The 20,465-nt window shown below is 73.4% G+C and carries 19 protein-coding genes; all 19 read right to left on the reverse strand.

Going from position 1 to position 20,465, the window contains the following annotated elements; genetic code table 11:
• Positions 1-15: 15 nt before the first annotated feature.
• A complete protein-coding gene (locus THESUDRAFT_RS11245) occupies positions 16-1,656 on the reverse strand; it encodes a ribonuclease J (RefSeq protein WP_006904915.1) in 1,641 nt (546 codons plus the stop codon).
• A 323-nt stretch (positions 1,657-1,979) separates the two neighbouring features.
• Positions 1,980-2,870 carry a 4-hydroxy-tetrahydrodipicolinate synthase gene (dapA, locus tag THESUDRAFT_RS11250; RefSeq protein ID WP_006904916.1) on the reverse strand — a complete coding sequence of 297 codons (891 nt, stop codon included), beginning with the start codon at positions 2,868-2,870 and terminating at the stop codon, positions 1,980-1,982.
• A 40-nt stretch (positions 2,871-2,910) separates the two neighbouring features.
• Positions 2,911-4,248: an aspartate kinase gene (gene dapG, locus THESUDRAFT_RS11255; RefSeq protein ID WP_006904917.1), complete on the reverse strand. Its 1,338-nt coding sequence runs from the start codon at positions 4,246-4,248 to the stop codon at positions 2,911-2,913.
• Between the two features lie 96 nt (positions 4,249-4,344).
• The gene (locus THESUDRAFT_RS11260; protein WP_006904918.1) at positions 4,345-5,364 is read right to left on the reverse strand and encodes an aspartate-semialdehyde dehydrogenase; all 1,020 of its coding nucleotides are present in this window, start codon (positions 5,362-5,364) and stop codon (positions 4,345-4,347) included.
• A 91-nt stretch (positions 5,365-5,455) separates the two neighbouring features.
• Positions 5,456-6,040 carry a dipicolinate synthase subunit B gene (locus THESUDRAFT_RS11265; protein ID WP_006904919.1) on the reverse strand — a complete coding sequence of 195 codons (585 nt, stop codon included), beginning with the start codon at positions 6,038-6,040 and terminating at the stop codon, positions 5,456-5,458.
• A gap of 125 nt (positions 6,041-6,165) precedes the next feature.
• Positions 6,166-7,008, reverse strand: coding sequence for an NAD(P)-dependent oxidoreductase (locus THESUDRAFT_RS11270; protein ID WP_006904920.1), 843 nt, complete (start codon positions 7,006-7,008; stop codon positions 6,166-6,168).
• A gap of 20 nt (positions 7,009-7,028) precedes the next feature.
• Positions 7,029-7,814 carry a 4-hydroxy-tetrahydrodipicolinate reductase gene (gene dapB / locus THESUDRAFT_RS11275; RefSeq protein ID WP_242823407.1) on the reverse strand — a complete coding sequence of 262 codons (786 nt, stop codon included), beginning with the start codon at positions 7,812-7,814 and terminating at the stop codon, positions 7,029-7,031.
• A 218-nt stretch (positions 7,815-8,032) separates the two neighbouring features.
• Entirely contained in the window at positions 8,033-8,527 is a 495-nt protein-coding gene (locus THESUDRAFT_RS11280) for a DUF1269 domain-containing protein (RefSeq protein ID WP_006904922.1), read from the reverse strand.
• A 66-nt stretch (positions 8,528-8,593) separates the two neighbouring features.
• Entirely contained in the window at positions 8,594-8,872 is a 279-nt protein-coding gene (locus THESUDRAFT_RS11285; protein WP_040827807.1) for a YlmC/YmxH family sporulation protein, read from the reverse strand.
• A 39-nt stretch (positions 8,873-8,911) separates the two neighbouring features.
• Complete coding sequence (dut, locus tag THESUDRAFT_RS11290; protein ID WP_006904924.1) at positions 8,912-9,388, reverse strand: dUTP diphosphatase; 477 nt, start codon at positions 9,386-9,388, stop codon at positions 8,912-8,914.
• On the reverse strand, positions 9,385-10,683 hold the full coding sequence (locus THESUDRAFT_RS11295) for a M16 family metallopeptidase (protein WP_006904925.1): 1,299 nt from the start codon (positions 10,681-10,683) through the stop codon (positions 9,385-9,387). Before THESUDRAFT_RS11295 ends, dut begins: the two co-directional genes overlap by 4 nt.
• 120 nt (positions 10,684-10,803) lie before the next feature.
• Complete coding sequence (locus tag THESUDRAFT_RS11300) at positions 10,804-13,086, reverse strand: polyribonucleotide nucleotidyltransferase (RefSeq protein WP_083855442.1); 2,283 nt, start codon at positions 13,084-13,086, stop codon at positions 10,804-10,806.
• A 70-nt stretch (positions 13,087-13,156) separates the two neighbouring features.
• Complete coding sequence (rpsO, locus tag THESUDRAFT_RS11305; protein WP_006904927.1) at positions 13,157-13,426, reverse strand: 30S ribosomal protein S15; 270 nt, start codon at positions 13,424-13,426, stop codon at positions 13,157-13,159.
• 216 nt (positions 13,427-13,642) lie between these two features.
• Positions 13,643-14,647, reverse strand: coding sequence for a bifunctional riboflavin kinase/FAD synthetase (locus THESUDRAFT_RS11310; RefSeq protein ID WP_006904928.1), 1,005 nt, complete (start codon positions 14,645-14,647; stop codon positions 13,643-13,645).
• Between the two features lie 108 nt (positions 14,648-14,755).
• On the reverse strand, positions 14,756-16,012 hold the full coding sequence (truB, locus tag THESUDRAFT_RS14765; protein WP_006904929.1) for a tRNA pseudouridine(55) synthase TruB: 1,257 nt from the start codon (positions 16,010-16,012) through the stop codon (positions 14,756-14,758).
• Entirely contained in the window at positions 16,009-17,112 is a 1,104-nt protein-coding gene (locus tag THESUDRAFT_RS13970) for a DHH family phosphoesterase (RefSeq protein WP_006904930.1), read from the reverse strand. The genes truB and THESUDRAFT_RS13970 overlap by 4 nt, the downstream gene beginning before the upstream one ends.
• Positions 17,112-17,519, reverse strand: coding sequence for a 30S ribosome-binding factor RbfA (gene rbfA / locus THESUDRAFT_RS11325; RefSeq protein ID WP_156821958.1), 408 nt, complete (start codon positions 17,517-17,519; stop codon positions 17,112-17,114). The genes THESUDRAFT_RS13970 and rbfA overlap by 1 nt, the downstream gene beginning before the upstream one ends.
• Positions 17,520-17,667: 148 nt before the next feature.
• On the reverse strand, positions 17,668-17,955 hold the full coding sequence (locus tag THESUDRAFT_RS11330) for a DUF503 domain-containing protein (protein WP_006904932.1): 288 nt from the start codon (positions 17,953-17,955) through the stop codon (positions 17,668-17,670).
• Between the two features lie 85 nt (positions 17,956-18,040).
• Positions 18,041-20,353 (reverse strand): translation initiation factor IF-2, encoded by a 2,313-nt coding sequence (gene infB / locus THESUDRAFT_RS11335; RefSeq protein ID WP_006904933.1) that lies wholly within the window; start codon positions 20,351-20,353, stop codon positions 18,041-18,043.
• Positions 20,354-20,465: the final 112 nt, after the last annotated feature.

A 20,465-nucleotide genomic window follows, 5' to 3' on the forward strand; every position in this document is an offset into this window, starting at 1 on the left:
GCGGCGGGACGGCCCTTACACCTCCAGCACGATGGGCAGGATCACCGGCCGCCGGCCCGTGCGCTCATAAAGGAACTTCCCCAGGGCGTCGCGCACCGCGGCCTTGATGGTGGACCATTCGGTGATGTCCTGCTCGTCGATGCCGTTGAGGGCCTTGACGGCCCGCTCCCGCGCCTCCGACAAGAGGTCTTCCGATTCGCGCATGTAGACGAAGCCGCGGGTGATGAGGTCCGGACCCGACACCACCTTGCGCTGTTCCCGGCTGAGCACCATGGCCACGATCAGCACGCCGTCCTGGGCCAGCTGGCGCCGGTCGCGCAGCACCACGTTTCCCACGTCGCCCACGCCCAGGCCGTCGACCATGACGGCGCCCGCCGCCACCTTGCCCCGCACCCGGGCGGTGCTGGCCGTGACCTCGAAGACGCTGCCGTTCTCGCCGATCAGGATGTGGTTGTCCGGGATCCCCACCGAGCGCGCCAGCTCCGCGTTGTGCAGCAGGTGCCGGTACTCGCCGTGGACGGGGATGAAGAACCGCGGCCGGGTCAGGTTGAGCATCAGCCGCAGCTCCTCCCGGGACCCGTGACCGGACACGTGCACCCCGGCGTGGGGACCGTATACCACCTGGCAGCCGCGCCGGAACAGGTTGTCGACGGTGCGCTGCACCAGTTTCTCGTTGCCGGGGATGGGGTTGGCCGCGATGACCACCGTGTCGCCCGGGATCAGCTCGAGCTTGCGCAACTCGCCGGTGGCGGCGCGCGCCAGGGCGGACAGGGGCTCGCCCTGGCTGCCCGTCATCAGCACCACCACCCGCTCGGGCGCCAGCTCGCCGATCTTCTCCGCCGGGGTCAGGACGCCGCCGGTGTCCCGCAGGTACCCCAGCTTCATCGCCACCTCCACGGCGTTCTCCATGCTGCGCCCGATCACGGCCAGGCGCCGCTTGAACTGGGCCGCCAGGTCGAAGACCTGCTGCAAGCGGTGCAGGTGGCTGGCGAAGCTGGCGATGAGAATGCGCCCCCGCGCCTGCCGGAAGACGTTCGCCAGGGCTTCGCCCACCTGCCGCTCCGAACCCGTGACCCCGGGGCGCTCGGCGTTGGTGCTGTCCATCATGAGCACGTGAACGCCTTCGGCCCCGTAGGCCGCCAGCCGCTGGTAATCGGCTACCCGCCCGTCGATGGGCGTCTGGTCGAACTTGAAGTCCCCCGTATGGATGAAAAGGCCCACCGGCGTGCGGATGGCAAAGCCCACGGAGTCGGGGATACTATGGTTCACCAGGAAGGGCTCGACGGTGAAGGCGCCGGCCTTCACCCTCTCGCCCGGCCGGATGGCCCGCGACCGGGGGGGCAGGGCCCGCTTGTCCTCCTCCAGCTTGCGCTCCACCAGGCCCAGGGTGAGGCGCGTGGCGTAGATGGGCGCCTGGATCTCCTTCAGCAGGTAGGGGATCCCGCCGATGTGGTCCTCGTGCCCGTGGGTGAGGAAGATACCGCGAAGCTTCTGCCGGCGTTCGATGAGATAGGTGTAGTCCGGGATCACGACGTCGACGCCGGGCATGTCGTCGCCGGGGAAGGCCAGACCCGCGTCGATGACGATCAGGTCCTGCTCGGTCTCGAGCACCATCATGTTCTTGCCGATCTCGCCCAGCCCGCCCAGCGGCACCATCGTGACCGCGGATCCCTTACCTTGTGCCGCGATGCTCGTCCACCTCCTGCGCCAGGCCCCGCCCCGCCCTGCGCGGCGGCCCGCAGGACGGGCAGCGGGGGTACTTCGCGATCCAGCGATACACAAAGAAATGCCCCGCGCCACGGCGCGGTGGCATCCCGAACCCGAATCCGCTGCCGCTATTATACCCGGCCCCGGCAAGGGGCGCCAGGGTACCGGGGCGGGCGCCGCGCTCGTCCGGCGGCCGGCGGCGCGGGGTCCGCCCGGGTCCGGACCGGGCCACCGCCCGGGCGGTGCCGCGGCGGCGGCGCCGGTTCGACCGTTCAGGCAGGCAAGAGCTCCAGCTCCACCAGCAGCCGGCGCAGGCGACCCGCCAACTCTTCCGGCATCTCCACCAGCGGCGGCCGGAACCCTCCGGCATCGAAGCCCATCCAGCGAAGGGCCGTCTTCACCGGGATCGGGTTGGCCGTCCAGAACAGGCCCTTGAACAGGGGCAGCAGCCGCAGGTGGATGGCGGCGGCCTGGTCGACCCGGCCGGCCCGGAAAGCATCGACCAGCTGCCTCAGCTCCCGCGCGACCAGGTGGGAGGCCACGCTGACCACCCCATCCCCGCCCACCGCCAGGATGGGCAGCAGCAGGCTGTCGTCGCCCGAATACACCCGGAAGGGGCGCGGCAGCAGGCGGCGTACCTCACCCACCTGGTCCAGGTTGCCGCTGGCCTCCTTCACCGCCACCACGTTGGGCGCCTGTTCCACCAGCCGGGCCAGGGTCGCCGGCTCCAGGTTGGAAGCGGTGCGCCCCGGCACGTTGTAGATCATCACCGGCAGGGACGTCGCCTCGGCCACCGCCCGGAAGTGGGCCAGCATGCCTGCCTGGGGCGGCTTGTTGTAATACGGCGCCACCAGCATGACCCCGTGGGCGCCCTGATGCTCCGCCGCCCGTGTCAAGCGGATGCTGGTGGCGGTGTCGTTGGTGCCGGTCCCCATCCAGACGAAGACCCGGTCGCCCACGGCATCCAGCACCGCCGCCAGCAAGGCCGCCCGCTCGTCTTCGGTCAACGTGGGCGATTCGCCGGTGGTGCCCGCCACCACGATGCCGTCCGAGCCGGCGTCCACCAGGCGGCGGGCCAGGGCGCCCGCCCGGGCGACGTCGAGCCGCCCCTCGCTGTCGAAGGGCGTGACCATGGCGGTGATCACCGAGCCGTAATCGGCCACCCGCGGTCCCTCCCTTCCCTGAATGACGATCTGGAACGACCTACGCTCCGCCTTCGCCCGCCGCGGTACCGGGGGCCCGGTCCCGCCCGCCCCGGGACGCCGCCGGCGCCTGCTCCCGCGGCGCCCGTTCGGGCCCGTCCAAAAGCGGCTCGACCGATCCCAGGCCGAAGTGCTCGTGCAGGGCGCGCACGGCCCGGCCCAGGTCATCGCCGTCCACCAGGCAGGAGATGGTCATGTGGGAGTCGACGGTCAGCAGGATGGACACCCCGGCGGCCTTGAGGGCTTCCACCACCCGGGCCATGACCCCGGGGACCCCGTGCATCCCGGCGCCCACCACCGTCACCTTGGCACACCCCGGGCGCAGCTCCGGTTCCAGCCCCAGTTCCTCCAAGGCGGCCCGGGCCTCCCCGGCCCGTTCGTCCCGCACAACGAAGGACTTGCGCCGGGGCGAGACGTTGATCATGTCGACGCTGATCCCCCGGTCCGCTAGGCTGCGGAAGAGCCGCACGTTGAGCGCCTGGTCGTCCTCGGCGGTGGTGTGCAGGGTGATCTGGGTCAGCCCGGGGATGTGGGTGATGCCCGTCACCGCCCGGACCTGGCGCAGGTCGGGCCAGACCTGGTCGACCTCCCAGTGCCGCGTGATCAGCGTGCCCGGGTCGTCGCTGAAGGTGCTGCGGATGCGCAGGGGCACGTTGCCCCGCATGGCCAGCTCCACCGCCCGGGGATGCACCACCCGCGCCCCTTCGTGGGCCATCTGCACGATCTCGTCGTAGGTCGCCGTGCTCAGGGTGCGGGCCTCGGGGACCAGGCGCGGATCGGCCGTCTTGATCCCGTCCACGTCGGTGTAGATCTCCACCACCTCGGCCCGCAGGGCCACGCCCAGGGCCGCGGCGGTCGTGTCGCTGCCGCCCCGGCCCAGGGTGGTGAACTCGCGACCGTCCTCGGTCACGCCCTGAAACCCGGCGACCACCGGGACCAGGCCGCGCTCCAGCAGGCGGCGCAGGGGGGCCGGGTCGACCCGCAGGATGCGGGCATCGCCGAACTGGCCGTCGGTGACGATGCCCGCCTGGCCGCCCGTCAGGGCCACGGACTGGATGCCCCGGGCCCGCAGTTCCTGGACGAAGACCACGGCCGAAATGATCTCGCCGCAAACCATCAGCAGGTCCTGTTCCCGCTCGGCCAGCCGCGGGTGCACGCCCCGGGCCAGCTCCAGCAGGGTGTCGGTGGCGTAGGGATCGCCCCGCCGGCCCATGGCGGACACCACCACCACCGGCTTGAGGCCGTCCTGGACGGCGGCGACCACATGGCGCGCGGCCGCCGCCCGTTCCTGCGGGCCGCGTAGGGACGTGCCGCCGAATTTCTGGACGATGGTGCGCACGGTGGTCCCGTTCCTTTGACCGTGGAATGGTGAACCGTGGCAGGGTGCCGGCCGCCGCGCCCTGGGGGCGGTGCCGGCTCCTTACCCCACCGGCCCCTAGTGCCTCGAGGGGGCCCCGGCGGCGACCAGGGCCTCGGCGATCTGCACGGCATTGGTGGCGGCGCCTTTGCGCAGGTTGTCGGCCACGATCCAGAGCCAGAAGGCGCGGGGCACGGCGGGATCGTGGCGCAGCCGGCCGACGTACACCTCGTCGCGGCCTGCCACCTGCAGGGGCGTGGGATAGGCGCCGGCGCCGGGATCGTCCACCACCACCACCCCGGGCGCCGCCTGGAGAGCCGACCGCAGGTCGTCCACGGTGGCCTCCTCCCGGGTTCTCAGCCATACGGCCTCGCTGTGCCCCACCCGCACCGGCACCCGCACGGCGGTGGCCGTCACCGCCAGGCCGGGCTGCTCCAGGATCTTGCGGGTCTCGCGCACCAGCTTCCATTCCTCCAGGGTGTAGCCTTCCGCCTCGAAACGGTCGCAATGGGGCAGGACGTTGAAGGCGATGGGCTGGGGATAGACCTGGGGCCCGTGGACGCGGCCCTCCACGCCGGCCCGGACCTCCGCCTCCAGCTCGTCCAGGGCGGCGGCGCCCGTGCCCGAGACGGCCTGGTAGGTCGACACCACCACCTGTTCCAGGCCAAAGCGGTCGAGGATGGGCTTGAGCGCCACCACCAGCTGGATGGTGGAGCAGTTGGGGCTGGCGATCAGGTTGCGGTGGCGGGCCAGGGCGTGACCGTTGACCTCAGGCACCACCAGGGGAACCTCCGGATCCATGCGGAAGGTGTTGGACTTGTCGATCACCACGGCGCCCGCCCGGGCCGCCACGGGTGCCAGCTCCTTGCTGACGTCGCCGCTGGCCGCAAAGAAGGCGAAATCGACACCGGCCAGCGCGCCGGCCGTGGCCTCGCCCACCTCCCAGGTGGTGCCGCCGAACTCCACCGTGCGCCCGGCCGAGCGGGAGGTGGCCAGGGGCCGCAGCTCCTCCACCGGGAAGCGGCGCTCCTCCAGTACCCGCAGCACCTGCTGGCCGACCAGCCCCGTGGCCCCCACCACAGCAACCCGAAAGCCCATATCCTGCTCCACCCTCCTCCGTCATGGTCCCCCACGCCCCGCCGGTGCGCCGGGTCCCCGGGTTTCGCCCCGCGGCACCTTCCGCCGGCGCCTACCAAGGCGTCACCAGCAAGGGCTGGAGCTGGCGCCCCTCCAGCGCCGCGGCCACCGTCTGGGGCAACAGGTCGAAGCGTGCCGTCAGAGAGTTCGGTTTCTCGCCGGGATTATCCTGGCCAAAGGGAACGAAGTAGACGTTCCTGGTGTTGAGCAGCGTGGCCAGGTTCCGGGCGTTGAGCCCCAGGCCGTCGTTGGTCGAGATGGCCAGGACCACGGGCCGCTGGTTGCGCAACTGGGCCTTGGCCGCCATCAGCACCGCCGAGTCGCTGAAGCCGTTGGCCAGCTTGGCCAGGGTGGTGCCCGTGCAGGGTGCGATCACCAGCACGTCCAGCAGGCGCCCCGGCCCGATGGGTTCGACCTCGGGAATGGCCCGCCAGGGCGAGCGGCCCGTGACGGCTTCCAGCCTGGCCAGCCACCGCTCCGGCGTCCCGTGGCGGGTGGCTACCGTGGCCACCGAGTGGGACACGATGGGGTACACATCGGCCCCCTCGGCCACGAACCGCTCCACCCACCCCAGGACCGTGTCCAGATTGTGATGGGAAGCGCACAGCGCGAAACCCACGCGCCGTCCCTCGAGCACTGCCCGATCCCTCCCCGCCCGCGGGCCTCTTCCGCTTGGGACCCGTGTCCGGGCCCCTCACGGGCACCCTATGGCGTCCCGGGCAAGGAGGTCACCCCGGCCGGGTGGAATTGGGCTCGTTCGCGTCAGGTTTGCTGACCTGACGCCACCGCCATGACCCGTTCCGCCAGGATGCGGCCGGCCGTCACGGGGAAGAACCGGGCCGGCAGGCCCAGCTCCAGGTAGGCACGGATCTGCCGGCGGCGGGCCGCTTCCCAGTCCACGCCGCCGGGATGGGAGGCGATGTCGATCACCAGGGCGCCGGGCGGGAGGGCTTCCAGGGCGGCCGCGTCCAGCACCGGGGCGGGGACGGTGTTGAAGACCAGCTCGGCATCCCGGAGGGTAGCGGCCAGCTCGTCAAACGCCACCGCCGCCGCCCCGCCGGCCGCTGCCCGGGCCCGCGACTCTTCCCGCCGGGCCACCACCGTCACCCGGCAGCCGAAGCCGTGCAGCAGCCGGGCCAGGGCCCGCCCGCAGCGCCCGTAGCCCACCACCACCGCGGTCCGGCCGCCCACCACCTGCCGGTCCAGCTGCTGGGCGCGCAGGACGGCCCCCTCGGCCGTCGGCCAGGCGTTGGCCTCGGCAAAGGCGGCATCGGTCAGGATATCGTACACGCGGCCGCCCGCGGCAGCCACCGCCGCCTCGGCGGCGGGCCCGGGCCGCCCGCCCACGTAGAGGACACCGGGCGCCAGCGGCCAGCGCGCCGGCTCGAGCCAGGCGGCGCCCACCGTGTTCATCAGGCCCACGGTAGGACCGCCCGTCACGGGCCCGACCACCACCGCCGCCCCGGCCAGCGCCTCCGCGCCCGCCCCGCCGGGCAGGCCCTCCACGGGCTGTCCCCACCAGCGCACCGCCCATCCCCGGGCGGCCAGTTCCCGGGCACAGGCCACCTGCCGCTCGTCGGTGGTGATCACCGCGGCCACAGGCATCGCCGCTGCCTCCACCCCCGTCACCCCCGCCGCCGCCGGACCGCACCACGGCCCGGCTCGCCGCCCCGGCGCGCCGGCAAGGCCACCAGTTCCTCCAGGTCGTAGACCACCCGGCCCGCCAGCTGGCGCACGTGCCGGACGGCCAGCAGGACGCCGGGCACGAAGGAGTCGCGGCTCAGGCTGTCGTGGGCGATGGTCAGCACCTCGCCGCGCCCCCCCAGGATCACCCGGTGATGCGCCACCAGGCCGGGCAGGCGCACGCTGTGGACGGGTGCCGGCCGGCCCGTCACCGCCTCCAGGCGCTGCCGCAGGCGCAGGGCCGTCCCCGAAGGCCGGTCCCGCTTGCGGTCGTGATGCAGTTCGATGATCTCCAGGTCCGGCAGCAGCTCCGCCGCCAGGGCGGCCAGCTGGGCCAGCAGCATGGCCCCGAGGGAGAAGTTGGCGATGACGGCCGCGCCCAGTCCCCGCTGGCGGCAGGCTTCCTCCAGGGCCGACAGCACCTCGGCGGACAGGCCGGTGGTGCCCACCACCGGGGCCACGCCGTGTTCCACCGCCAGGCGCAGGTGCCGCTCCGCCACCGGCGCCACGGTGAAGTCCACCAGGACGTCGGCCTCCGTGCGGGCCAGCACGGCGGCCAGGTCGGTGTCCAGGGGGACGCCAGCCGGGCCGGCGCCCACCTCGACGCCCACGTCCGGGGCGCCGTGGGAGGCCACGGCCCCGACCAGCTGGACGTCGGGTTCAGCCAGGAGCCCGCGGGTGATGGCGCTGCCCGTCTGCCCGGTGGCGCCGCACACGATCACGCGCACCAATACCCATCCCTCCGCAGCCGCGGCGCCAGGGGATCCGGCCGTCCAGGGCAAGGCGCGGCATCACCCCAGGGCGCGCCGGCGGCTCCGTCCCAATCTCCTCCATTATACGCAACGCGGCGTTCCGGGGCGGGAAACCCCGGAACGCCGCGGGCTGTTCAAGGGTGCGGCAGGGCCGGCCTTGGGCCACGGCCGGGCTCCGTGCGCCTGCTCGCGGGTCAGCGGGCAGCAGGATGGGTCTTGACGTCGGCGGCGCCGTGCTGGCGGAGCACCTGGGCCACGTCGTTGACCTGGGCGTCCTCGCAGCGCACGGCACACAGGGTCTTGCCCTGCTTCACCTTGTTCTCGAACTCCCGGGCCTCGGCCTCGGGAATGCCCCAGTCCACCAGGCCACCCGCCAGGCCGCCGGCCGCCGCGCCCGAGAGGGTGGCCGCCAGAGGCCCGGCCGCCACCAGGGGACCGATGCCGGGGATGGCCAGCGCGCCGGCCGAAGCCAGGAGGCCGGCGCCCGCGCCCAGACCGGCGCCCCACGCCGTGCCCTCGCTCAGCGACTGGTTGGTGAAGGACGGATCGCCGTTGCCGGCATCCCGGCCGCCCTCCCGCCGGGAGACCAGGGAGATCTCCTGCTCCTTCACGCCCCGCGCCTTGAGGGCCTCCACCGCCGCTTCCGCCTGCTGCCGCTTGTCAAAGGAACCAATGACCGTCTTGGCCAACCGTGCTACCCCCTTCCGGTGCCCGGTGCAGGGCACCCGGTGGTAGCCTGCACCCCGATTCCCGGGCTAATGCGCACCGCCCTCGCGCACGCCGGTCTCAGGGTCTGCTGCGGCTGGCAATTCCACCAGAACCAGATCTTCGCCGATGCGGCGGATGGCCGGCCACGGGATCACCAGGACCCGCCGCCCGCCGCGCCAGAAGGGGCGGGGTGGCCCGGCCAGGCGCAGCTCCACCACCTGGCCCGTGGCCGGGTCGAACACCAGGTCGGCGTCGGCCACCCGCCCCAGGCGCCGGGCGTGGGTGATGTCGATGATCTCCTTGCCCGCCAGCTGCGTCCAGCGCACGGCGCCCCGCCCCCCGGAACCCACGGTGCCCCCCCGCCCTCACCGTCCCGTGCTGCCGAAGCCCCCCTCCCCGCGGGGGGTCGGGGGAAGGCTCTCCACCTCGACGAAGTACGCGCGCGCCACCGGCGCCACCACCAGCTGGGCGATGCGGTCGCCCGGCGCGACGGTGACGGGCTCCCGGCCCAGGTTGACCAGCAGCACCTGGATCTCGCCCCGATAGTCGGCGTCGATGGTGCCGGGAGCGTTGAGCACGGTGAGGCCATGGCGCGCGGCCCAGCCGCTGCGCGGCCGGACCTGGGCCTCGTAGCCGGGCGGGAGGGCGATGGCCAGGCCCGTGGGCACCCGGCAGGTGCCCCCGGGCGGGATGCGGACCGGTTCATCCAGCGCCGCCACCAGGTCGCAACCCGCCGCCAGCTCGGTGGCATAGCGGGGCAACTGCGCCCGGGGATGGACGCGGCGCACCGCCACGGGCACTCCCCCCGCGGCAGCGGCCGGCTGGTGGCTGCCGCCCGTCATGCCAGCCACTCCCGCAAGGGCAAAGATTCCGCCGGCCCCACACCTGCCACGACCCAGCGGTCCGGATCCAGGAGCCGTTCCGCCGCGGCGGCCACCTGCTCGGCGGTGACCGCTTCGACCCGGCGAACCACTTCCTCTACCGTCACCACCCGGTCCAGCATCAGCAGCGTGCGGCCCAGCCGGTTCATCCGGCTGCCCGTGCTCTCCAGCCCCATCAGCAGGTTGGCCTTGATCTGGTCGCGGGTCCGGGCCAGCTCCGCGGCGGTCACACCCTCCCGGCGCACCTTGCGGCATTCCCGGCCCACCAGCTCCAGCACCCGCGCCGCCGTATCGGGGCTGGTGGCAGCGTAGAGGCCGAAGACGCCCGCATCGGAGTAACTGACGTGATAGGTGTACACCGAGTAGGCCAGGCCGTGGTCCTCCCGGATCACCTGGAAGAGGCGCGAGCTGGAGGCACCGCCCAGGATGCTGGACAGCACCATCTCCGGGTAGATCTCGTCGCTCCCGTAGGCGGCTGCCGGCGCCACCACGCACAGGTGCACCTGCTCGACAGGCTTCTGTCGCCAGGCCTCGGCCGCCTGGGGCACGGGAGGCGTTTGGCGGGCCCGCTCCCCGGTCCGGGCCCAGCTGCCGAACCAGCGCTGGACCTCCTCCAACACCTGCTGGTGGCTTATGTGGCCGGCGGCGGCGATGACGGTGCGGCCGGGCTCGTAGTGCCGGCGCCAGAAATCCACCAGGGCCTCACGGTCCACGGCGCCCACCGTGCTTTCGAACCCGATCACGGGTCGGCCCAGGGGATGACCCGGCCACAGGGTCCGCACCGCCAGGTCGTGGACCACGTCCTCCGGGTCATCTTCGTACATCTTGATCTCTTCCAGGATGACCCGCTTCTCCTTCTCCAGCTCCTCGCCGTCCAGCCGCGAGTGCAGGAGCATGTCCGCCAGGATCTCCATGCCCAGGCCGAAGTGCTCATCCAGCACCTTGATGTAGAAGGACGTATCCTCCTTCGACGTATATGCGTTCATCTGCCCGCCCACCCGGTCCACCGCTTCGGCCAGTTCCCGGGCGCTGCGGGATTCGGTTCCTTTGAAGGCCATGTGCTCCAGCAGGTGGGCGATCCCGGCCTGCTCCTCCGGCTCGAACCGGGACCCGGTGCGGAACCAGATGCCCAGCGTCACCGAGCGCACCCCGGGCACCGTCTCGGTGACCACCCGCAGGCCGCTGGGCAGTGTGGTGATGCGGTAGGGCGTGCCGGTCCAGGCAGCGGCCGCCGGCACGCCGTGCCCTCCGTTCATCCCCGACCTCCTTCCCCTCCCCCGGCGGGGGCGCGTGCGGTCAAAGAAAAAGCTTCCCGCCACGGGGAAGCTTCATCGGGTTGGGCCCGCGCCGCCGGAGCCGGCCTCCCCGGCCGGCCATCACCGGCGCCGGCGCCCCCGGGGTCCGCCCATGCCGCCCCCCGGCCCGCCTCCGGGCCGCCCGTTGCGGCCGGCAGGACCTCGCCGCTCGCCCGGCCCGGCCACGGTCACCGGCTCGTCGAAGTCGTGGGCCCGCGGGCCGCTGAGCTGCTCCATGTGCTTCTTCTCGGGCTGCTCCTCGATGGCGTCCTTGCGCGAGAGGTTGACCCGGCCCAGGTCGTCGATCTCCACCACCTTGACCAGCACCGTGTCGCCGGGGCGGACCATGTCCTCCACCTTGGGCACCCGTTGGGGCGCCAGGCGCGAGACGTGGACCAGCCCCTCCTTGCCCGGCAGGATCTCCACGAAGGCGCCGAAGGTCATGAGCCGCGTCACCTTGCCCAGGTAGACGCTGCCCACCTCCACGTCGGCGACGATCTGCTCGATCCACTCCTTCGCCTTCTGGCCGCCCTGCTGGGTCTGGGCGGCGATGTAGACCTTGCCGTCGTCCTCGATGTCGATCTTGACCCCGCACTCGTCGGCGATGCGGTTCACCATGCGGCCGCCGGGGCCGATGACCTCGCGGATCTTCTCCACCGGGATCTGCATGATGATGATCCGCGGCGCGTAGGGCGACAGTTCCGGTCGCGGCTTGTCGATGACGGCCAGCATCTTCTCCAGGATGAACAGCCGGCCCGCCCGCGCCTGCTCCAGGGCCGTCTCCAGCACCGCCCGGTCCACGCCGGCGATCTTGATGTCCATCTGGATCGCCGTGACGCCCTCCCGGGTGCCGGCCACCTTGAAGTCCATGTCGCCCAGATGGTCTTCGATGCCCTGGATGTCCGTCAGGACGGCGAAGCGGTCGCCTTCCTTGATCAGGCCCATGGCCACGCCGGCCACCGGCGCCTTGATGGGCACGCCGGCATCCATCAGGGCCAGGGTGCTGCCGCAGGTGCTGGCCATGGAGGTGGAGCCGTTCGAGCTCAACACCTCCGACACCAGGCGGATGGTGTAGGGGAAGTCCAGCTCGTCGGGAAGAACCGGCACCAGGGCGCGCTCGGCCAGGGCGCCGTGGCCGATCTCCCGCCGGCTGGGCGCCCGCAGGGGCGCCACCTCGCCCGTGCTGTAGGGCGGGAAGTTGTAGTGGTGCATGTAGCGCTTGAACTCTTCGATCTGGCCCAGGGTGTCCAGCATCTGCCGGTCGCCGGGGGCGCCCAGGGAGGCCACCGTCAGCACCTGGGTCTGGCCCCGCTGGAACAGGCCCGAGCCGTGGGCCCTGGGCAGCAGGCCCACCTCCACGTGGATGGGCCGGATCTCGGCGGGGCGGCGGCCGTCGGGCCGGATCCCCTCGTCCAGGATCTGGCGCCGCACGATCTCCTTGAGGACGTCGTCCAGCACGTGCTTGATGTCCAGCTCGGCCTCGGGAAACTCGGCCAGCAGCTCCTCCAGGGCGGTCTTCTTGACCTCGTCCACGGCCTGTTCCCGGGCCTGCTTGTCCGGATGGTTGATGGCCGCCCGCAACCGTTCGGTATACCGGGCGCGCACCGCCACCGCCACGTTGGGGTCGGGCTCGTAGAGCACGGGCTCCGCCTTGGGCTTGCCGCACTGGGCGATGATGGCCTCCTGGAACTCCACCAGGCGCCGGATCTCCTCGTGGCCCCGGAAGATCGCATCCAGGATGGTCGCCTCGGGCACCTCGTGGGCCCCGGCTTCCACCATGTTGATGGCGTCGCGGGTGCCCGCCACCGTCAGGTCGAGACGGCTGTGCTCCCGCTGGGCGGCGGTGGGGTTGATCACCAGCTCGCCGTCCAGCAGGCCCACCTCCACGGCCCCCACCGGCCCGTTCCACGGGATGTCGGAGATCCCCAGGGCCACCGAGGCGCCGATGATGCCGGCGATCTCGGGAGAGCAGTCGTCGTCGTAGGAAAGGGTGGTGACGATGATCTGCACGTCGTTGCGGTACCCCTTGGGGAACAGCGGGCGCAGGGGCCGGTCCGTCAGCCGCCCCGAAAGGATGGCGCGCTCGCTGGGCTTGCCCTCCCGGCGGAAGAAGGAACCGGGGATGCGCCCGGCCGCATACAGGCGCTCCTCCCAGTCCACCCGCAGGGGAAAGAAGTCGATGCCCTGGCGAGGCTCCTTGGAAGCCGTGGCCGTGGCCAGGATCACCGTGTCGCCGTAACGCACCAGGGCGCTGCCGTTGGCCTGCTGGGCCAGCTGGCCGATCTCCACCACCAGCGGCCGGCCGGCCAGCTCGGTGCGGAAGACCTTCTTCGAGTCGCCTGCCTGGGTCTCCATGGTCTCCATTGTCAAGTCGTCGGGCCCTCCCCTCCAGGAAAGGGCAAGAGCGGGCGGGTGCCCGCTCTTGCCGGCAAACCTACCGCCTCAGGCCGAGGCGTGTGATGACGGCCTGATACCGCTCTGCATCGCGACTCTTCAGGTACTGCAGCAGGCGGCGGCGCTTGCCCACCATCTTGAGCAGCCCCCGGCGGGAATGGTGGTCCTTCTTGTGGCGGCGCAGGTGCTCGGTCAGCTCGTTGATGCGCTCGGTCAGGATCGCCACCTGGACCTCGGGGGAACCGGTGTCCTGCTCGTGCTGGGCGAACTCCTTGATCAGCTGCTGCTTCCGCTCCTGGCTCAGGGCCATCGGGGTTCCTCCTTTTCCCTGGGCCCGGGCATCCCCGCCCGGCCAGGCCGCCGCCGGAGGAACGGCCGGCCTCGCCGGAGGATCGCCGCCCGGGACCCGCGCCGGCTCCCGGCACCCGGCTTGCGGGTGCGCGCCCGGCCGCATGCAAGGTCGAAAAGATTGTAACAACGGCGCCGCGGGTTGGCAAACGGCCCCGTCCCGTCCGGCCCGCCGCCGCTAGCGGGGCGGCTCCTCCGGCCCCGGCGCGGGCGTGGCGCCCTGCGGCGGCACCGCCCCCAGCAGGGGATCTCCCTCGGGCGGCGTGCCCAGCGCCTCCCGGGCCGCCGCCACGTCTCGGGCAATCTGCCGGGCCAGCTCCTCAGGACCCGAAAACCGGCGCTCTTCCCGCAGGCGGCGGGCGAAGCCCACCCGCAGGACCTGGCCGTAGAGGTCCCTTGCCCCATCCAGCAGGTGGACCTCCAGGCGCAAGGCGCCGCCGCCGAAGGTGGGGCGCCGGCCCAGGTTGGCCACCCCGGGCTCCAGGCCGCCGGGCGTGCGCACCCACACGGCGTAGACGCCGGCCGCCGGCAGGGCCAGCCCCGGCGCCAGCTCCAGGTTGGCCGTGGGAAAGCCCAGGCCGGCACCGCGGCCCTCCCCCCGCACCACCCGCCCGGCCACGGAATAAAGCCGTCCCAGGGCGGTGGCCGCGATCTCCACCTGTCCCATCTCCAGCAGGCTGCGCACCCAGCTGCTGGACACCAGCTGGGCGCCGACCCGCACCGGCGGCACCGTGTGGGTCCAGAACCCCCACTGGCTTCCCCAGCGCTCCAGGTCGGCCGGCGTACCCTGGCCACCCCGGCCGAACCGGAAATTGTATCCGACGAACACGGCCCGGGCCTGAAGCTTCCCCGCCAGCACCTCCCGGGCGAAGTCCTCGGCCGTCGTTTGCGACAGGGCGTGGTCGAACCGGGCCACCAGCGTCCGGTCGATGCCCAGGGACGCGAACAGGGCCAGCCTGTCGTCCAGGGTCCCCAGAAGCGGCGGCAGCCGGTCGGGCGCCAGCACGGCCAGCGGGTGCGGGTCGAAGGTCAGGGCCACCGCCACCGCCTGCTGCGCCCGGGCAGCGGCCACGGCGCCGCGCAGCAGGGCCTGATGGCCGCGGTGGACGCCGTCGAAGGTTCCGATGGCGACGCAGGTGGGTTGCCCATCCCGCCAGCCGGCGATTCCGTGGATGACCTCCATGCCCACTCTCCTAGCCCGTCACGATGCGTTCCGCCCTCGGGGTCCGGCCGCCCCCTCACCGGGGAGCGGCGCTGCCCCTCCGGCCCGGCGGCGCGGCCGGCCGGCCTCCTACCTCTCCTCCCGCCCCCGCTGCCGGAGCTCCGGAGGGAAAACCTTTTCCGGCACCGCCGCCCAGCCCGGTCCGGCCCGCTGGAGCCGGGCCACCGCCAGGAGGTGCCCCTCCTCGTCCAGGAGGCGCACCCGGGGCGCGGCGGCCCCGCCGCCCGCCCCCGGTTCCCGCCGGGTCCCGGCCCCGGCCGGAACCGGCGGAACCTGCGGGACCGGAGGGGTCGGGGTCCCCTGGGGGAGCGGCGTCACCGGCGGCGGGGCCCCGGCCCTGCCGCCTTCCGGCCGGGGAACGCAGGCCCCGGCCGGGGCGCCGGTGGCGGCGCCGTCGCCAGTGGCGGCGCCTTCGCCGGCGCCGGCGTCCCCCGCCATGGCCATGCCCGCCTCCGGCGGCCGGTCCCACGGCCGGCTGCGCACCCGGGGCCGCCCGCCCTGGACCACCCGCCGTGCCTCGCCCGGGTCCAGCACCCAGGCCGGCAGGAAGGCAAGGGCCTGGGCCGGCGGCACGACGGGACCGCGGGCGCCGGCCCCGGCCACCAGGGCGGGCCCCTCCCCCGCCGCCGCGGCCAGGTCTTCCAGGGTCACGGCCTGCTCCAGGCGGAAGGCACCCTGGGCCGTACGCACCAGCGCCCCCAGGAGGGCGGGCACGCCCAGGGCCCGGCCGAGATCCCGCGCCAGGGCCCGCACATAGGTGCCCTTGCTGCACACCACATCGGCCAGCAGGCGTGGCACCGGACCGGGCCACCACGCCAGCAGCTCGAACCGGTAGACGGTCACCGGCCGCGCCTCCAGTTCGACCGCCTCACCCTCACGGTGGCGGTGGTAGGCTCGCCGGCCGTCCTGCCGGACGGCGCTCACCGCCGGCGGCACCTGCAGCTGGGGGCCGCTGAGCATGGCCAGCGCTCGCCGCACCGTGCCCTCGTCCAGCGCAGCCGCCGGCCGGGATGGCGGCCCGGGCGGTTCCACCCGCTGCCCCTCGCTGTCCAGGCTGTCGGTGGTCACCCCGAGCCAGATCTCCGCCCTGTATGCCTTGGGAGCCTCGCTCAAATACTCCGCCAGCCGGGTGGCCGGCCCGAGGCAGATCACCAGCACGCCCGCGGCGGCCGGGTCCAGGGTACCGGCGTGGCCCACCCGGCGGAGGCCGAAAAGGCGGCGGCACCAGTCCACCACGTCGTGGGAGGTCATGCCCGGCGGCTTGAGCACCGGCACGACCCCACCGGACGAACCGGCGGCGCGCCGGCTGCGGCCGGCGCCGGTCACAGGCGCCCCTCCCCGCCCGGGGCCGCCCGGCCCCGGGTCCCCTCGTCGCGGGTCCCGGCGGCCTGTTCTTCCAGGTAGCGGGCGACCTCCTGAAGCACCTGCACCCGGGCCCGGTCCAGCGGTCCGGCCAGGGTGCACCCCGCCGCCCGGGCGTGACCGCCGCCGCCGAAGCGGGCTGCCAGCTGGCTGACATCGACCTCCCGGTTGGAACGCCAGCTGACCCGCACCCGGCCGTCGGGCTCCTCCAGGAAGAGGAGGGCGACCTCCACCCCCGCCAGCGAGCGCGGGTAGTTGACGAACCCCTCCGTGTCCCCCCGCTGGGCGCCGGCCCGGTCCAGCATGGCCCGGGAGACGGTCATCCAGGCCAGGCGGCCGCCGGCACCCACCTCCAGGGTACCCAGGGCCTCCCGGAGCAGCCGCAGGACACGCAGGGGCCGCTGCTCGAAGACCGACTGGGACACCCGCTGGGGCTCGACGCCCAGCTCCAGCAGGCGGGCGGCCAGGCGCAGGGTCTCCGGCCGCGTGTTCTCGTACTGGAACGAGCCGGTGTCGGTCAGGATGGCCGTATAGAGCCCGTAGGCCATGGCGGCGTCCAGCGGCACGCCCAGGGCGTCGATCAGCCGCGCGGTGATCTCCCCCACGGCCGCCGCCCCGGGTTCGATGTAGTTGATGTCGCCGTACCGCCGGTTGGACGGGTGATGGTCGACGTTGATCACCCGGCCGATGCGCTCGATGGCCGAGCGGGCCGGCCCCACCCGATCCAGGTCGGCGCAGTCCAGCAGGACCGCCGCATCGTACTGGGACCAGTCCTCCTCCACCTCGTTCCAGAGACGGAACCGCTCGCTTCCCGGAAGGAAACGGTAGGCGTCGCCGGGCAGGTCCGCCCCCACCCAGACCGTGCGCTTGCCCAGGCGCTCCAGGGCCAGCCCCAGGGCCAGGGTCGAGCCGATGCTGTCTCCGTCGGGTGAGAGGTGGAGGAACAGGGCAAAGCGCCGCCCCGCCCGTAGCGCCTCCACCACCTGCCCCAGCGCGGCGCCGGCAGGCTCGCCCGCCGCGCCGGGTTCCTCCGGCCCCGCCGGGCCGTCCACCACGCCGGCCATCAATGGGCATCCTCCTCGCGGGACGCCTCCGCCCGGTCCGGACCGGGAGCGGAGACGTCGTCGGACGGACGAATCTCCCGCAGGATCTGAGCGATCCGGACGCTGTACGCGGCCGAATCGTCCAGGCGGAAGTCCAGCTCCGGCACGTGGCGCAGGCGCACCGCCCGGCCCAGCTCGGAACGGATGAAACCGCGGGCGTGTTCAAGCCCTTCCATGGTCCGCTGGCGCTCCGCCTCGTCGCCGATGACGCTGATACGGACCCGGGCGTGGCGCAGGTCGGGGGACAGCTCGACACCCGTCACCGCGGCCATCCCCACCCGGGGATCCTTGACCCGGCGCAGGATCTCCGCCAGGGCCTCCTGGATGGCATCGGCCACCCGCTGGTGGCGCTTCGCCGACACGCCCATCACCTGCCCCAAGCCCCGCGCCGCCCCCCGCAGGGCCGGTAAGCCGGCCGGCCTGCGGCGGGACAGGTTTCCTGGCTCCCCTAGACTCCGGCCCGGCGGGATGTTCCATCCGGCGGGCCCTCGAAGCCCGGACGAGCCGGCCGGGGCGTCAAAGGATTTCGGTCTCCACGTGCACCAGCTCGATGTCGGACCGGGTCTCCAGCCAGCGGACGCACTCCGCCAGGATGGCCTCGCAGCGGGACGGCTCTGCGCTCACGCAGGCAAAGGCGATGTCCGCCCGCTGCCAGGCGTCCTGGGAGCCCACTTCCGCCACGGCCAGGGCGTACCGCTGCCGCAACCGGTCCACGATGCTACGCAGCACCCGGCGCTTGTCCTTGAGGGACGTGCTGCCCGGAACCGTCAGGGTCACCTGGCACAGGCCTACGAAGGCCGCCATGCCGCCACCTCCCGGCCCCGGCCCCGGCCCCGGGACCCGGGGCCCAGGACGGACGATCCAGGCACCTTGCCTGGTCGGCGGGGCATCAGAGGGCCCGGGCCACCTCCTGCTCCTGGAACACCTCCAGGACGTCGCCCTCCTTGATGTCGTTGAAACGCTCGATGCCCACGCCGCACTCGTAGCCCTGGGCCACCTCGCGCACGTCGTCCTGGAACCGCTTGAGGGAGGCGATGCGGCCCTCGTAGATCACCGTCCCGTCGCGGATCACCCGGACCCGGGCGTTGCGGGCGATCTTGCCGTCGGTGACGTAACAACCGGCCACCGTTCCTACCCCGGGCACCTTGAAGGTGGCGCGGACTTCCGCCTGCCCCAGGACGACCTCCCGGATCTCCGGCTTGAGCAGGCCCTGCAGGGCCTTCTTGACGTCGTCCAGCAGCTCGTAGATGACCCGGTACGTCCGGATCTCCACGTTCTCCTGGTCCGCCGCCCGCCGGGCGTTGGCATCGGGCCGGACGTTGAACCCGACCACGACGGCCCGCGAGGCGGCGGCCAGCATCACGTCGGATTCGCTGATGGCGCCCAGGCCGGTGTGCAGCACCCGGACGTAGACCTCGTCGGTGGAGAGGCGCTCCAGGGCCGGGATCAGGGCGTCCAGCGAGCCCTGCACGTCGGCCTTGACGATCAGGCGCAGCTCCCGCTCGCCCGCGTCGCCGCCGGCCTGCTGGGAGAACTGCTCCAGGGTCAGGCCGCGGGCGGCCCGCATCTCCTCCTGGCGCCGTTCCTCCTGGCGCCGGGTGGCGATCTCCCGCGCCTCCCGCTCGTCGGCCACCACTTCCAGCCGGTCGCCGGCTTCCGGCACCTCCGAGGCCCCCAGCACCTCCACCGGCGTGGAGGGGCCCGCCTCCTCCACCGGCCGGCCGCGGTCGTCGAACAGGGCGCGGACCCGGCCGTAGGTCGTGCCGCAGACGAAGGCGTCGCCCACCCGCAGGGTGCCCGTCTGGACCAGGACCGTCGCCACCGGGCCGCGGCCGCGGTCCAGCTTGGCCTCGATCACGGTACCCACCGCGGGCCGGTCGGGGTTGGCCTTGAGCTCCTGCAGTTCGGCCACCAGCAGGATCATCTCCAGCAGCTCGGCGATGCCCTGGCCGGTGTGGGCCGACACCTCGACCATGACCGTGTCGCCGCCCCATTCCTCGGGCACCAGGTTGTATTCCACCAGCTGCTGCCGGACCCGGTCGGGGTTGGCCTCCGGCTTGTCGATCTTGGTGATGGCCACCACGATAGGCACGCCCGCCGCCCGGGCATGGTTGATGGCCTCGACGGTCTGGGGCATGACGCCGTCGTCGGCAGCCACCACCAGCACGGCGATGTCCGTCACCTGGGCGCCGCGGGCCCGCAGGGCGGTGAAGGCCTCGTGGCCCGGGGTGTCGAGGAAGACGATCTTCTTCTCGCCCACCTCCACCACCGAGGCGCCGATGTGCTGGGTGATGCCGCCCGCCTCCTGGGCCGTGACCCGGGTGCTCCGGATGCGGTCCAGCAGGGACGTCTTGCCGTGGTCCACGTGGCCCAGCACCGTCACCACGGGCCAGCGCGGCTTGAGCCGCTCCGGATCCTCCTCGGCGGCCGCCGGGTCGGCCTTCCTGGCCAGCTCCGGCTCGGGCTCCTGGATCTTCACCGTGAAGCCGAACTTCTCGGCTACCCTGGCCGCCACGGAGGCATCGATCTCCTGGTTGATCGCCGCCATGACGCCCATGCCGATCAGGGTCTGGATCACCTGGGCGGGGGTCAGGCCCAGCAGCTCCGCAAAGGCGCCCACGGTCACGGCACCGGTCAGCGTCACCTCGCCGCCCACCCGGGAGCCGTGGCGGATCTCGTGGGTGGCATCGTCCTGGGCCCGGCGCCGGCGCCGCTCCTCCTTACGGCCGCCGAAGAGACGCCCGTCGTCCTCGTCCTCCAGGAACTCCCGCTCATCCCGCTCGTATTCCTTGCGCTTGGCTCCACGCCGGGCACCGGCTGCCGGCCGGCCGGCGCCAGGCCTGCCGGCCGCACCCGGCCGCCCGCCACCGGGCCGCGGCGCCGCAAACCCGCCGCCCGGGCGGCCACCGCCGGGCCGGGGGCCGCCCGGGCGGCCGGCGGCACCACCCCGCGGCCCGCCGGCCCCGGCCGGGCGGCCTTGAGCCGGGCCCGGGCGGCCGGCGGCGGGTGGCCGGCGGGGCGGCGCGCGGCCGGCATGCGAGCGGGGTGATGCACGGGCGTCGCCCGGGCAGCCCTCGCCTGGGCGGCCGGGCCGCCCGGGCCGGTCGCCCCGGCGGTCATCCCGGCGCTCGCCCCGCGCCGGCCCTCCCCTGGGAGCGCCCCGGCCCTGGGCTCCCGCCGGCTGCGGCCCCCGTCCCGGCATGGACCCGGCCGGGCCTCCTGGAGACTGGGGGCGCGAGCCGGCAGCCCCCGCGGCGGCGGATCCTTGCGGCCCGCCCCGGGCCGGGCCGGCGGGTGGCACCCCTCCGGCACCA

This window comes from Thermaerobacter subterraneus DSM 13965 (assembly GCF_000183545.2).
Taxonomy (GTDB): Bacteria; Bacillota; Sulfobacillia; order Thermaerobacterales; family Thermaerobacteraceae; genus Thermaerobacter; species Thermaerobacter subterraneus.